We start from the raw sequence: 15,490 nt of genomic DNA, 5'->3' as shown, positions 1-15,490 counted from the left end.
TATCAAAGAAGGAGGTAAATGAACGATGATAAAATACAAGAGATTGTTGGCGGCTACAATGCTTGGTGTGATGCTTTTTTCGATGGTGGCGTTGGCAGATGAAACTGCGCTACCACAGCAAAGCACCATTTCAACAGCCGCTCCAAATAAAGTAGATCCAATAAAAAAATTGGAGGATATAAAGGCGAAGGTTACTGAAAAGTACAACCAAGGTAAAATAAGCAAAGAGAAGTATGACAGCATGATTTCAAAGATAAATGAAAAAGAACAATATATAAAAGAGCTTAACAGTTTGACACTTTCTCAAAAGCGGCAGAAGCTTATCAGTGATTTTACTGCTGCTTTAAATAAGAAAGTGCAAAGCGGGAAGATTTCACAGGATAAGGCAAATGAGCTTATTAAAAAATACACTGACAAGGTAAACAAATGGGATGGAACAGGTTTTCCTCCTGGTATAAAAGGATTTAAAAGGGGAGATGGGTACAAAAAATTCAAAAATGCCCTTGAAAAAGCTGTAAAAGACAAGAAGATTACAGAAAGCCAGAAACAGGATATATTAAATTACTTAAATGAAGGCAGCAAATAGTCGAAAAGGGCAGATAACTGCCCTTTAAAATATATTGCTTATTATGTACATGTATATTGGCACCACGATTAAACTTAGAAGATTTGTTGCGGCTATCATTATGGATGGGTATTTCTGGTCGCTTTTGTAAGCATGGGCTACAATCGCTATTTGCGTCATCACAGGTAAAGCGCTTTGAATGACAAATACTTTTTCCATCAAAATGTTAAGTTTGAAAAGGTGCAGTACCAGTATCGTTATGATGGGTGCTATTATGATGCGACCTATAAGCAAAAATAAGACGTTTTTGTCCAGCTTAAAATCCTTCAAGTCTGTCATGTAGATGGATATTCCTATAAAGATCATAGAGAGAGGCGTTGTAAGCTGACCGATGTATTTTGCTGTGTCGACTAAAAATTGAGGCGTTTTTATTCCCAGCAATATGAAGATGATGCCTACAATGTATCCTAAAAGCGGCGCAGAAAATATCTTTTTTAATGCCTGGTACATTGAAAAATCTCCATTTGGGTCTTCTACATCTTTTCTTATGTTGTAAAGCCCTATCGTCCAAAACAGCGTTGTATTTGCAACGTAGTACAAAAGCACGTACGGGACGGCTTTATTGCCAAAAAGAGCTTGGTTGACAGGAAGACCTACAAATATCGTGTTGGAAAAGGCAAATATGGCAGAAAACAAGCCTGCTTTTTTCCTATCGAATTTCAGCAAGATTACAAGCATGTTAGCGATTAAATATGTTATCAAAATGCTTAGAAAAGCGGCGATTAAGCCAAATATCATGTGAGACAACTGATTTCTTTCAAGATTTTCGATGACGGTGTAAAACATTAGACATGGAAGGGATATTTTGACGACGATTCTTGAAAAAATCTCAGATGCGGATTCATCCAGCCACTTTTTATACGAAAGAATATAACCTAAGACGATGATGAGGACAATGGGTAAAATGCTTTCAATTCCATTTAATAATACCAATTTATATCCCTCGCAGAAATTTGTATTTGAAAAGGCAGAAATGCCCTTTAATGGCTAAAGAGCATTTCTTAATCAAAGCAACTTTTCAAGGTTGTTTTTGATTTCATTTAAGAATTCCTTGGTGTTTACAGCCTTTTTATGAGGAAGTTCTGATATTGCAGCTAAATCTTTAGTCATTATGCCATCTTCTATTGTTTTTAAAGATGCTTCCTCTAATTTTTCAGCAAACTTCATTAAGTGCTTGTTTCCGTCTAATTCACCCCGCTTTTTCAATGCGCCAGTCCATGCAAATATAGTAGCGATAGGGTTTGTAGATGTTTCTTCACCTTGTAAATACTTGTAATAATGGCGCGTCACCGTTCCATGGGCTGCTTCGTATTCAAAATCGCCATCAGGCGATACTAATACGGATGTCATCATTGCCAAACTTCCAAAGGCAGTAGCAACCATGTCTGACATTACATCTCCATCGTAATTTTTCAAAGCCCATATCATGCCGCCTTCTGATCTTATGACTCTTGCCACTGCGTCGTCTATCAATGTGTAGAAATACTCGATTCCAGCTTCTTTGAATTTATCTTTGTACTCGCTTTCGTACATATCATTGAATATGTCTTTAAAAGTGTGGTCGTATACTTTTGAGATGGTATCTTTTGTGGCAAACCATAAATCCTGTTTTTGACTTAATGCGTAGTTGAAACAGGCTTTTGCGAAGCTTTTTATAGACTTGTCTATGTTGTGCATACCTATTAAAATCCCTGGACCGTCAAACTGGTGTATAGTCTGCCTTTCGATGGAGTTATCGTCGTACGTCACTACTAATTCCGCTTTAGCTGCCTTTTCTACTCTGTATTCTACGTCTTTGTACACATCACCATAAGCGTGACGAGCAATCGTTATAGGCTTTGTCCAGCTTTTTACGAGAGGTTTGATTCCGTTTACCAGTATGGGTGTTCTAAAAACAGTGCCGTCTAATATAGCTCTTATGGTGCCATTGGGGCTTTTCCACATCTTTTTTAAGTTGTATTCTTCGACTCTCTGAGCATTAGGTGTTATAGTTGCACATTTGACGCCTACTTTGTGTTTTTTTATAGCATAAGCGGCATCTACAGTCACTTGATCATCTGTTAGATCTCTATTTTTAAGACCCAGATCGTAGTATTCTGTATTCAGTTCTACAAAAGGATGTATAAGGGTGTCTTTTATCATCTGCCAGATGATTCTGGTCATTTCATCGCCATCCAGCTCTACGATGGGATTTGCCATCTTTATCTTTTCTCTCATATCATCCGCTCCTTTTACGTAGTTTATAACATTAATTATATAAAACATTAAATAGATAAACAAGAGAAAAATTTAGAAGGAGGCAACTAAATCGATACATAAAAATTAATGAGCGAAAGTAATTTCGCTCATTAATTGTGTGAAGCTAATTTTGTTCAGCAAGCTTCTTGTATGTCTCGTATTTTTCTTTTGCAAGTTCTTCAGCTTTTTCAAACAAGGCTTCTGCTCTTTCTGGGAATGTCTTTGCCAATGAAGAATAGCGAACTTCTCCCATGATGAATTCTTTGTATGAAGCTGTTGGAGCCTTTGAGTCAAGGATAAATGGATTCTTGCCTTCAGCTTTAAGCATTGGGTTGTACCTGTATAGATGCCAGTAGCCAGCTTCAACTGCTTTCTTTTCTTCTATCTGACTGCAGCCCATTCCAAGCTTAATGCCGTGGTTGATACATGGAGCATATGCTATTATAAGCGATGGGCCAGGATAGCTTTCAGCCTCTTTCAAGGCTTTTATTGTCTGTGCTTGGTTGGCACCCATAGCTATCTGCGCAACATAGACATATCCATAGCTCATTGCGATGCGGCCTAAATCTTTCTTGCCGATTCCTTTACCTGCTGCAGCAAATTGTGCTATAGCGCCTACTGGTGTTGCTTTTGATGATTGACCACCTGTATTTGAATATACTTCTGTATCAAATACAAGAACATTTACGTCTTCGCCAGATGCCAGCACATGGTCAAGACCGCCAAAGCCTATATCGTATGCCCAACCGTCACCGCCAAATATCCATTGTGACTTCTTGACAAGATATTCTTTCCTATCAAGTATTTCATTTAAAAGTTCCTTGACTTTTCCGTCATCTGTCTTGTAGTCCTGTATCAATGAAACTATGATGTTAGCTGTCTTCTTTGTTATCTCTGAGCTATTGAAGTTGTCAAGCCATAACTTTAAGGCATTCTTTAGATCTTGAGTAAGATCTAATTCTAATGCTTCTTTTACTATATCAGCTAATTTTTCTCTTTGTTGTTTTACAGCCAATGCCATACCGAAGCCAAACTCAGCGTTGTCTTCAAATAGTGAGTTAGCCCAAGCTGGACCATGACCATCTTTGTTTACTGTGTACGGTGTAGATGGTGCACTGCCACCCCAAATGGACGAACAACCTGTAGCATTTGCGATAAGCATTCTGTCGCCAAATAATTGTGTTACAAGCCTTGCGTATGGTGTTTCACCGCATCCTGCGCAAGCACCAGAGAATTCAAGCAAAGGCTTCTCGAATTGGCTGCCTTTTACCGTATCTGTTCCTAATGGGTTCTCTTTGTGGGATAATGACATAGCATATTCCCAATTCTTTGCCTGATCCAACTGCGTCTCTAAAGGCTTCATTATTAAAGACTTTTCTTTTGAAGGACATGTGTTTGCGCATACGCCGCAACCTGTACAATCAAGCACGCTTACTTGAATCCTGAAGTTTAATCCTTCTAAGCCTTTACCGATAGCTTTTTTGGAAGTAAATCCTTCAGGAGCGTTTTTGACTTCTTCTTCATTTAAGAGGAATGGCCTAATTGCTGCATGTGGACATACATATGCACACTGGTTGCACTGTATGCAGTTGTCCATCTGCCATTCAGGCACATCTACAGCGATACCGCGTTTCTCATATGCTGCAGTGCCCATTGGGAATGTACCGTCTTCCATGCCTACAAAGGCACTTACAGGCAATTTGTCTCCTTCTTGTCTATTCATAACATCTGCTATATTCTTTATGAAATCAGGAACATTTCTTTCTACTTTAACTTCGTCTTCAGCATTTGCCCATGATGCAGGAACATCTACCTTAACAAGTGCATCTATTCCACGATCGACGGCTGCGTAGTTCATGTTGACTATCTTTTCGCCTTTATGACCGTAAGACTTTACAATAGCATCTTTCAAATGCTTAACTGCTTCATCAATAGGAATGATGTTTGCAAGCTTAAAGAATGCTGATTGCATTATCATGTTTATTCTTGCGCCAAGGCCTAATTCTTTTGCTATGTCAACTGCATTTATGATGTAGAAATTGATGTTGTTCTTAGCGATGTACCTCTTCATGGAAGCAGGCAGCTTTTCATCAAGTTCTTCTGGTTTCCATGTGCAGTTTAATAAGAATGTACCGCCTTTTTTGAGGCCTGCAAGCACATCGTAGTTGTACACGTAAGCTTGTTTATGGCATGCAACAAAATCGGCATTGTTTATAAGGTATGTTGACCTTATAGGCTTTTTGCCAAAGCGCAAGTGGGATATTGTTACACCGCCAGACTTCTTAGAGTCGTATGAGAAGTATGCTTGTGCATACATGCCAGTATTATCGCCGATAATCTGTATAGCACTCTTGTTTGCACCAACTGTACCGTCTGAACCAAAACCCCAGAATTTGCAGCTTATAGTGCCTTCTGGTGTTGTTTCGATTTCTTCACCGACAGGAAGTGATGTGTATGTCACATCATCTACTATGCCAATTGTGAAGTTGTTCTTTGGTGTATCTGATTTCAAGTTGTCAAATACTGCTACTATTTGAGCTGGTGTAGTGTCTTTAGATCCTAAGCCGTAACGTCCTCCTACGATAACAGGTTTCATTTCGCTGTCGTAGAAAGCTGCCCTTACATCTTCATAAAGTGGTTCGCCAAATGCGCCTGCTTCTTTCGTTCTGTCTAATACGGCTATCTTCTTTACTGTCTTTGGTATAGCATCCATAAAGTGTTTGAATGAGAAAGGCCTATAGAGATGTACTTTTACGACACCTACTTTTTCGCCTTTTTTCAGCAAGTAGTCGATTGTTTCCTCAATCGTCTCTGTAACTGAACCCATAGCGATTACAATGCGTTCAGCGTCTGGTGCACCATAGTAGTTAAATAGCTTGTACTCTCTGCCTGTAATCTTGCTTATTTCTTTCATGTACTCTTCTACTATTTCTGGCACAGCATTGTAGAATCTGTTGGATGCTTCTCTTTCTTGGAAGTATATATCAGGGTTTTGAGCTGTGCCTCTTGTGACAGGATGCTCTGGATTTAATGCTCTCTTTTTGAACTCCCTTACTGCATCCATGTCCAAAAGCTTTCTTAAATCTTCATAGTCCATTACTTCTATCTTCTGATACTCGTGAGATGTCCTAAAACCATCAAAGAAATGCAAAAATGGTACTCTACCTTTTATAGCTGCTAAATGTGCGACTGAGCCTAAGTCCATGACTTCTTGAACACTGCCTGATGCAAGAAGTGCAAATCCTGTCTGTCTGCATGCCATTACGTCTTGATGGTCACCAAATATTGATAATGCGTGTGATGCAAGCGCACGAGCACTAACGTGGAATACGCCTGGCAAAAGCTCACCAGCGATCTTGTACATGTTAGGAATCATCAATAGTAATCCTTGTGATGCTGTGAATGTTGTAGTTAAGGCACCAGCAGCAAGAGAACCGTGTACTGCACCAGCAGCACCTGCTTCTGACTGCATCTCGATGACTTTTACTTCTTGCCCAAAGAGATTTTTTCTGCCGTGGGCACTCCATTCATCAACATGTTCTGCCATAGGTGATGATGGAGTTATAGGATAGATGGCAGCTACTTCTGTAAAAGCGTATGCCACGTGTGCAGCGGCTGTATTGCCATCCATGGTCTTCATAACCTTCGACATTGTATTTCCCCTCTCTTTTTAAATTTATATTTAAATCTAAGGATTATATAAGCAAACTATTATAATACAGCATAAACAAATATGTACTGTTATACAACAGCTATTAAGCAATTATATAACAGTTTTCTGAAAATGCTTATATATATACCTTTAGACTTTATATAACAGTTCCACGATAATTATATCACAGATGATTAAAATATAAAAATATTTTTTTTGACAAAATTTTATTCATAAAATTATGAGCTGGTCATATTATGTGATATAATATTAATTAAAGTCCACAGCATCTATAATTTAATATTTCGGCTAATTGTGTATTTTGTTAAGCAGGGATTGACTTTAATGCTTGAAAATGATAAAATAAATTACATGAATTTTTTCTACATTGAAGGAAAGTAAATAGGGGGTTTCTATGAAAGGGTTGCTTTGCAAATTTACCGCTTAGCCAGTATTTATCTAATTTATAGATAGATAGTGGCTTTTATAAAATATTTCAAATATTAAAATTCTGCATAATATCACGTCTATTATTTCAAAAATTTTCATATCGTGTGAAAGGAATGAGATAGAAAAGATGGAAAATGGCATTTTAGATTACTTTATACTACCTGATGAAGTTTCTGATATTTTAAGAAGCGGAAGAGAAATAATTATTCCTGAAAGCAGAAAAGAACTATTAGATTTGACGATAGGTGGCAGTGGAAATGACACGTTTGAAGTGTCATACGAAGTACCAGGAAAAGGAAAAGTCGTGGAAGCTACTGTTGCAAAGTGTAAAAACGGCTTTGCAGTAAATTACCCTGAACCGTACATGAGGCGGAGAGAGCCAAACTGCATGGTTATAGCTGATGACAAAGACACTGATAAGGTTAGGTACAAAGACAGGTTTGGTGAGGACTTTGAACCTTTAAGGCTTGAGACTTTTAACTGGTTAAAGAAGCAGGATTTGATTGTAATGCCGTTTATGGCTGGCGATGAAAGATTAGGATATGCTTCATTGGTAATCGCACCAAAAAATGCTGGTTTTTTTGTCCTTGCTCTTGCAGACATCCAAGGTTTTATACCGAAGGAAAAAATCGGTGAGAACTTTAAACCATGCTCTATCATATTTGTAGCACCTCCTTTCAGACATACCCATTTCAACGGAAAGCAAGTGGTCGTTCATAACAGGCTTGAAGACATGCAAGAACTATTCTCCTACAATTTATATCCTGGTCCAAGTGCGAAAAAAGGAGTTTACAGCGTTCTTTTAGATGTGGGTGAAAAAGAAGGGTGGATAACAGCCCATGCATCCACTGTAAGAGTCATAACACCTTATGACAACATAATGACCATCATGCATGAAGGCGCCAGCGGTGGCGGAAAAAGTGAGATGACTGAGCAGCTTCCAAGGGAATTGGATGGAAGGATACATTTTGGCACTAACATCGTGACTAAGGAAAAATTCTACATGGAACTTAAAGAAAACAGCGAACTGCAGCCTGTTACAGACGATATGGCATTGTGTCATCCATCATATCAAGACACAAGCAAGAAGTTAGTCGTTAAAGATGCGGAAAATGGATGGTTTATAAGGCTTGACCATGTTACAGAGTATGGTTCAAGTCCTGATCTTGAAAAATTGTGTATCCATCCGAAAGAGCCACTTCTTTTCCTTAATATTGATGGTGTACCTAATTCTACATGTTTAATATGGGAGCACATAGAAGATAGCCCTGGTAAGCCTTGCACTAACCCGAGAGTCATAATGCCAAGGGGATTCATTGCAAATACGGTAGATGATGCAGTAGAAGTCGACATAAGAAGCTTTGGTGTGAGAACTCCTCCCTGCACTAAAGAAAATCCTTCTTATGGCATATTAGGTGTGCTTCACGTGCTGCCACCATCTATTGCTTGGCTTTGGAGGTTAGTGGCTCCAAGAGGCTATGCAAACCCCAGCATCATAGATACAGAAGGGCTAAGCAGTGAAGGCGTTGGTTCATACTGGCCATTTGCCACAGGAAAGATGGTACGACATGCAAATCTCATATTAGAACAAATACAGAATACGCCTGCCACAAGGTACGTGCTTATACCAAATCAACATATAGGCGCTTATAAAGTCGGATTCATGCCTCAATGGATTGCAAGGGAATATTTGTCAAGGCGCGGTGGCGCAAAATTCAGGCCTGATCAGTTGACAGAGTCAAAATGCCCTCTATTAGGGTATTCCCTGGAGTCCCTTAAAATAGATGGCGAATTTATGCCGAAGCATTTCTTACAGGTACACTTGCAGCCTGAAGTGGGTGAAGAAGCATTTATGAAAGGTGCGAAGATATTGACTGATTTCTTTAAACAAGAGCTTAAAAAATATTTGACGCCGGATTTGTCAAAACTGGGCAGAGATATTATAGAATGTTGCCTTGATGACGGTTCTTTTGATGACTATATCAATATTCTGTAAATGCGGATCTTTTGATCCGTATTTTTTTATCGCAATTGTTGAAAAAATAAGCGCTTTATTATATTCTCAATTCGAGAAATAATTATTAAATTTGTGATAGCGGAGGTAAATATGGATAAAATCGTAGAGTGTATTCCAAATTTCAGCGAAGGCAGAGACCAAAAGAAGATCGCAGCCCTTGTGGCAGAAGTGGCATCTGTAAATGGCGTTAAATTGTTAGACTATACCATGGATAAAGACCACAATAGGTCTGTTATAACATTTTGTGGAGATGTGGATGGAATAAAAGAGGCTGCCTTTAATGTGGCCAAAAAAGCTTCGGAATTAATCGACATGAGGTATCATAAAGGACAGCATCCAAGAGTTGGGGCTTTAGATGTTTTGCCATTTGTGCCTCTTAAGAATGTCACTATGGATGAATGTGTAGCGATAGCAAAAGATGTAGGAAGGCGCATAGGGGAAGAACTTAAGATACCTGTATATCTTTATGAAGAAGCTCAGGGAAACCCATTAAGGAGAAACCTTGAGGACATAAGGAGAGGTGGATATGAAGGCTTTTTTGAAAAAATAAAAATGCCTGATTGGGTTCCTGATTACGGACCGCATGTAATGAATGAAAAAAGCGGTGTCACTGTTGTAGGCGCAAGAAATTTTCTGATAGCTTTCAATGTAAATTTAGGAACAACTAACATAGATATCGCGAAGAAAATAGCAGAGGCAATAAGGCATTCTTCAGGTGGCTTCAGATATTTAAAGGCGATGGGGGTAGATTTGAAGGAGCGAAATGTCGTACAGGTTTCAATGAATTTTACAAACTATGAGAAGACGCCACTGTATAGGGTTTTTGAAGTCATTAAAAATGAAGCGTCAAGGTATGGAGTAAATATCGTTGGCAGCGAACTTATCGGCCTTATACCCGCTAAAGCGCTGTTTGATACTGCTGAGCACTATCTGATGATGGAGAACTTTAGCTATGATAAAGTCATAGAAAATAGAATTTACGAGTAGGTATTCAAGATAAGGGAAATAAGGTATAATTAAGAAAAAGGACAAAGGAGGCAAATTTATGTTGGTAAACGAAACTTTAGAAGAATATGTAAAAGATGTATCATCTTCAAAACCTGCGCCTGGTGGTGGAAGTGTATCTGCTTTAGTGGCAAGCTTAGGCGTGGCGTTGTCATCAATGGTTTATAATCTCACAATTGGCAGGAAGTTTTACGATGAGTACGACAGCGATATAAAGGATGAGATTGAAAACGGACTGAAAATATGCGAAAGGCTTATATCGGAGTTAATGCCTTTAGTAGATGAAGATAAAAATGCATACGAGGATGTCATAAAAGCCATCAAAATGCCTAAAAATAATGATGAAGAGAAGGCTTTAAGAAGTCAAAAATTAGATGAAGCTTATTTAAAAGCTATAAATGTGCCGCTTAAGTTAGCGAGACTTTTAAGCGAAGGGTTTGCACCTACTTTGCTTATTGCTCAGTATGGCAATCCAAATGCAATATCAGATGCGGCAGTTGGTGCGTTGCTTCTATTCGCAGGGCTTCAAAGTGCTTATATAAATGTAAAAGTAAATGCTAAATTTTTAAAAGACAAATCACTGGCAGATAGCGCCGTTGAAGAATGTGAGAGTTTGATAAAAAGGTATGAACCTGTAAAAGACGAGATACTGAGTATTTCTATTAAAAATTTGTGATAGATAAGTTTAAGTGTAAAAGTGTTAAAAGACAAGAAAAAGTGAGAAAGATAGAGAAAAGATGAGATAATTTTGTAATACAAGCTTAGAAATAATGTTGTGCATGAATGGTTTTAGAATTATAATGTTGTTAGATGTCAGACAACAGACGGAAATTGGAAAGCTAAATATTAGAAAAACGATATCAAAAATAGGAGGATGAAGTAATGAAAAAATTACGTGCAGTTCTTTCATTAATGCTGGCATTTGTTTTGACGTTATCACTTTTATCGGGATGTTCTTCAGCTACAAAACAACAACAGTCATCACAGTCAAACAATACGACTCAAAATGCGAAGAACAAAGACTTTAAAGTAGGTCTTGTAACAGACGTTGGCGGTATAAATGACCATAGCTTCAACCAGTTGGCATATCAAGGTCTTGAAAAAGCTAAAAGTGAGCTTGGTGTTACAGCTAACTTTATTCAATCAAAGCAACAGACAGATTACATTACAAACCTTACACAGTTCGCTCAGCAAAAGTACAACTTAGTAATAGCTGTAGGCTTCCTTATGAAAGATGCAGTTGAACAAGTATCAAAAGAATTTCCTGATACGAAGTTCTTGATCATCGATTCAGACATTACTGACAGGCCAAATGTTGCATCTGCTACATTTAAGACAGAGCAGTGCGGATACTTAGTAGGTGTGATGGCAGGTCTTATGGAAAAAGAAAAGAATTCAAAGCTTAATGATCAAAACGTTGTTGGCGTTGTAGGAGGAATGCAGATTCCACCTGTTGACAGCTACATTGCAGGTTTCCAACAAGGCGTAAAAGCTGTAAATCCTGATACAAAGGTACTTGTAAGCTACACAGGAAACTTCAATGATCCAGCATCAGGAAAGCAAATGGCTTTGACACAAATAAGCCAAGGAGCAGATATAGTATTCCATGTTGCAGGACAAACTGGCGATGGCGTTATAAATGCTGCTAAAGAAAAAAATGTATACGCAATAGGCGTTGACGCAGACCAAAATTACATGGCTCCTGATACAGTTATGACATCAGCACTTAAAAAAGTTGATGTTGCAACATTTGAGACTATAAAGAATGCTCTTAATAACAACTTCAAGAGTGGTCTCGTGTACTTCGACTTGGCAAATGATGGCGTTGGCTACGCTAAGCCGATAAAAGATGTTCCACAATCTATAATTGATAAAGTTAATGAATATGCTAATAAGATAAAAGACGGTACGATAAAAGTTTCAGATCAAGTACAGAAATAATGGCTAACTTAGGGGCTGACGGAGTTCAGCCCCTTTTTAGGAGGTATGTTAATGAGTGTATTATTAGAGGTTAAAAATATTACAAAAATATTTCCTAAGGTTAGGGCAAATGATGGTGTCAATCTGACTGTAGAAGAAGGAGAAATACATGCCATCTTAGGTGAAAATGGTGCAGGCAAATCTACTTTGATGAATATTATTTACGGATTATATAAGCCTGACTCTGGAGAATTAAAGCTAAGCGGCGAAACTTTAAATCTAAGCGGCCCTCATGAAGCCATAGAAAAAGGCATTGGGATGGTTCACCAGCATTTCATGTTGATACCGGTTTTGACGGTTGCAGAAAATATAGTTCTCGGTGCTGAACCTGGTGGCATTTCTTACAACAAGAAAAAAGCCAATGAATTGATTCGAGAGATATCAAAAAACTATCATCTTGAAATCGATCCAGATGCAAAGGTGAAAGATCTATCTGTTGGACTTCAACAGAGGGTAGAGATATTAAAGGCGTTTTACAGACATGCTAAGCTTCTCATTTTGGACGAACCTACTGCTATGCTTACTCCACAGGAGACGGAAGAATTGTTTGAGATAATGAGGAGATTAAAAGAGCAGGGCATTTCTATCATATTCATCAGCCACAAGCTGGATGAGGTTAAAGAGATTTCTGACAAAGTTACAGTAATGAGAAGGGGTAAGACGGTAGGTACTCTCAATACAAAAGATACAAACGAGCAAGAATTGGCTAATTTGATGGTGGGAAGGGAAGTCGTTTTAAGAGTAGAGAAATCAGAATACAAACCTGGTGATGTGGTTCTTTCAGTTAAAGATTTGACTGTTGCAGATGAACAAAACATTGAAAAGGTGAAAAACGTAAGCTTTGAAATAAGAAGCGGAGAAATCTTTGGATTGGCAGGCATTGATGGAAATGGCCAGACAGAGCTTATTGAGGCTTTGATGGGACTTAGGCAGATTAAATCAGGTATCATTAAGTACCAAAATAGCGATATTGAAAAACTTCCTACGAGGGAAAGGTACAAGCTGGGCATATCTTACATTCCTCAGGACAGACAGCAGGAAGGGCTTATCATGAAGTTTAGCGTCGCAGACAATCTGATTTTGAAGGAATACAAAGACAGCCATTATTCGAAGAATGGCGTAATACAGTATAAGAAAGTATTTGAAAATGCATCTAAGAAGGTTGAGGAATACGACATAAGGCCTACTGATTATACTCTTTTAGCAGGCAACCTTTCAGGTGGCAACCAGCAAAAGATAATCCTTGCAAGAGAAGTTGGTTCTAATCCAAAGCTTTTGATAGCTGTTCAACCTACGAGGGGAATGGATGTCGGTGCTATTGAGTACATCCACAAAAAGCTTTTAGAGCTTAGAGATGGAGGTTCAGCGATACTGCTTGTTTCATTAGAATTAGAGGAGATAATGTCGTTGTCTGACAGAATCGGAGTAATTCATAACGGTGTAATAATGGATGTATTAGATGGCAAATCTGCTACAAGGGAAAAAATTGGACTGCTTATGGCAGGTTCTCAAATTGACGCAAAGGAAGTTGAGGTGTGATCATGAGTAAAGTATTAAAAAGCATTTATATGCCAATATTAGCTGTTGTAATTGCAATCATTATTGGTTCTATAATAATGTTGGCTACAGGCTTTAATCCAGTAGCTGCCTATACATCGCTTTTCATAGGTGCGTTTGGAACATTACCTAATATAGCAAATACACTGGCAAATGCTGTTCCACTTATAATAACAGGTCTTGGCGTTGCGATAGCATTTAATGCAGGGCTTTTCAATATAGGTGCTGAAGGACAGTATTGGATTGGCGCTATTGTAGGTACATGGATAGGCTATTCCTTTAAAGGTCTTCCATGGTATATCCACATACCTTTTGCACTTATTGCTGCGATGATTGCCGGAGGATTGTGGGGAGGAATAGTTCCTGGATTTGCTAAAGCATATACTGGCGCACATGAGGTCATTACGACTATGATGATGAGTTATGTGGCAATTTATTTTAGCCATTACCTATTGGAGTTTGGTCCAATGATGGAAAAAGGTTCTGTGCCTCAATCACCGCTTATCAGAAATTCTGCTGTGATACCTACCATCGTTCCAAACACGCAATTGTCTTATGGCATAGTTATAGCTTTGGTTGCAGCCCTTTTTGTTTACTGGCTTATGTATAAGACTGTCTGGGGATATGAGATGAGAGCCGTTGGGTTTAATCAGAGAGCATCAAAATACGCTGGAATGAATGTGCCATTTAACATCGTTTTGTCATTAAGTTTAAGCGGTATATTTGCAGGTCTTGCAGGAGCAGTTCAAATTTTAGGCGTTCAACATAGGCTTTACGACAGCTTTACATCAGGATATGGATATACTGCAATAGTTGTGGCACTGTTGGCAAAAAACAATCCTATTGGCGTCGTATTTTCAGCCCTTCTGTTTGCTGCGCTTGGAACAGGGTCCCAATACATGCAGCTTAATGCACAGGTGCCTGGCCAGTTGACAGATGTCATAACAGGTCTCATCATATTCTTCGTTGCCGCAGACAAGATCATTGAATTGTTTAAAACCATGTTTAAGAAGCAGAAAAAGGAGGAGTTAGCATCATGAAAGAAATTTTATTAAATCCTCAGTTGTGGTCGGCAACCCTTGCTATGGCAACACCATTAGCGCTGCCAGCCCTTGGAGGAACTTTTTCTGAGAGATCTGGCGTCGTAAATATCGCTATGGAAGGTATAATGCTTATTGCGGCTTTTTTTGCGGTACTATTTGCGCATCTTACAGGCAGTGCATGGCTTGGCCTATTAGGTGCGATTATAGTTGGCATGATAGTTGCTGTGATATTTGCCTGGGCTGCAGTAACACTTACTGCTGATCAGGTTATTCTCGGTATGGCAATAAATATATTTGCATCGGGTTTTACAGCATACCTTTTGAATACAATTTTCGGGTTCAGTGGTACGCCTACAGATACACCCATGCTTCCAAATATAGATATACCTATTATTAAAAATATACCATTTATAGGGCAGATATTAAGCGGTAACAGCGTCATAGTGTATTTGATGATAATATTGATATTTGCTTCAGATTACTTCTTATTTCACACTAATCTGGGCTTAAGGATAAGAGCCGTTGGAGAAAATCCTGAAGCGGCTGAGACTGCGGGAATCAATGTAATAAAGTTAAGGTATTTAGGAGTTACTTTAAGTGGTCTTTTTTCAGCAATAGGCGGTGCATATCTGTCAATAGGTCTTTTAAACAGCTTTAGCACAGATATGTCCAGCGGAAGAGGTTATATCGCTTTGGCAGCTATGATATTCGGTAAATGGACGCCTTTCGGCTCTTTTGGTGCGGCTTTGCTTTTCGGCTTTGCTACTGCTTTAAGCATGCAGCTTCAAAACAGTGCCTTGTCCAAGAATATAATAATGATGCTTCCATATATTCTCACAGTTTTGGCTTTGGTAGGTGTTGGCGGCAAGAGTGTATCACCTGCGGCAGATGGTGTTCCGTATACTCCTAAGAAATGAGGATTA

The 15,490-nt window shown here is 38.7% G+C and carries 11 protein-coding genes; 8 read left to right on the top strand and 3 right to left on the bottom strand.

All coding sequences use genetic code 11. From position 1 onward, the window contains the following. Positions 1-25 precede the first annotated feature (25 nt). Complete coding sequence (locus tag BVF91_RS01560; RefSeq protein WP_085111777.1) at positions 26-586, top strand: hypothetical protein; 561 nt, start codon at positions 26-28, stop codon at positions 584-586. A 24-nt stretch (positions 587-610) separates the two neighbouring features. Here the strand turns inward: BVF91_RS01560 and BVF91_RS01555 are convergent, their stop codons facing one another. The 3 genes from BVF91_RS01555 to nifJ all read right to left on the bottom strand — a co-directional run bounded on the left by BVF91_RS01555 (position 611) and on the right by nifJ (position 6,515). Further along, positions 611-1,558, bottom strand: coding sequence for an AEC family transporter (locus tag BVF91_RS01555; protein WP_085111776.1), 948 nt, complete (start codon positions 1,556-1,558; stop codon positions 611-613). A 72-nt stretch (positions 1,559-1,630) separates the two neighbouring features. After that, positions 1,631-2,842 (bottom strand): NADP-dependent isocitrate dehydrogenase, encoded by a 1,212-nt coding sequence (locus BVF91_RS01550; RefSeq protein ID WP_085111775.1) that lies wholly within the window; start codon positions 2,840-2,842, stop codon positions 1,631-1,633. A gap of 145 nt (positions 2,843-2,987) precedes the next feature. After that, complete coding sequence (nifJ, locus tag BVF91_RS01545) at positions 2,988-6,515, bottom strand: pyruvate:ferredoxin (flavodoxin) oxidoreductase (RefSeq protein WP_085111774.1); 3,528 nt, start codon at positions 6,513-6,515, stop codon at positions 2,988-2,990. Positions 6,516-7,092: 577 nt separating this feature from the next. Here nifJ and BVF91_RS01540 point away from each other — a divergent pair. From BVF91_RS01540 to BVF91_RS01510, 7 genes are all read left to right on the top strand, one after another. Then, on the top strand, positions 7,093-8,961 hold the full coding sequence (locus BVF91_RS01540) for a DUF4914 family protein (RefSeq protein WP_085111773.1): 1,869 nt from the start codon (positions 7,093-7,095) through the stop codon (positions 8,959-8,961). 111 nt (positions 8,962-9,072) lie between these two features. After that, on the top strand, positions 9,073-9,969 hold the full coding sequence (gene ftcD / locus BVF91_RS01535; RefSeq protein ID WP_085111772.1) for a glutamate formimidoyltransferase: 897 nt from the start codon (positions 9,073-9,075) through the stop codon (positions 9,967-9,969). A gap of 58 nt (positions 9,970-10,027) precedes the next feature. Beyond that, positions 10,028-10,663 carry a cyclodeaminase/cyclohydrolase family protein gene (locus tag BVF91_RS01530; protein WP_085111771.1) on the top strand — a complete coding sequence of 212 codons (636 nt, stop codon included), beginning with the start codon at positions 10,028-10,030 and terminating at the stop codon, positions 10,661-10,663. A gap of 206 nt (positions 10,664-10,869) precedes the next feature. Next, on the top strand, positions 10,870-11,928 hold the full coding sequence (locus BVF91_RS01525; RefSeq protein ID WP_085111770.1) for a BMP family lipoprotein: 1,059 nt from the start codon (positions 10,870-10,872) through the stop codon (positions 11,926-11,928). Between the two features lie 51 nt (positions 11,929-11,979). Beyond that, positions 11,980-13,506 carry an ABC transporter ATP-binding protein gene (locus BVF91_RS01520; protein WP_085111769.1) on the top strand — a complete coding sequence of 509 codons (1,527 nt, stop codon included), beginning with the start codon at positions 11,980-11,982 and terminating at the stop codon, positions 13,504-13,506. Positions 13,507-13,508: 2 nt separating this feature from the next. Further along, the gene (locus tag BVF91_RS01515) at positions 13,509-14,564 is read left to right on the top strand and encodes an ABC transporter permease (RefSeq protein ID WP_085111768.1); all 1,056 of its coding nucleotides are present in this window, start codon (positions 13,509-13,511) and stop codon (positions 14,562-14,564) included. Next, positions 14,561-15,484: an ABC transporter permease gene (locus BVF91_RS01510; protein ID WP_085111767.1), complete on the top strand. Its 924-nt coding sequence runs from the start codon at positions 14,561-14,563 to the stop codon at positions 15,482-15,484. Before BVF91_RS01515 ends, BVF91_RS01510 begins: the two co-directional genes overlap by 4 nt. Positions 15,485-15,490 lie beyond the last annotated feature (6 nt).

The organism is Thermoanaerobacterium sp. PSU-2 (assembly GCF_002102475.1).
GTDB lineage: Bacteria > Bacillota > Thermoanaerobacteria > Thermoanaerobacterales > Thermoanaerobacteraceae > Thermoanaerobacterium.
Note: the sequence above shows the minus strand (reverse complement) of the source record. Positions and strands in the feature narration are given on the sequence as shown.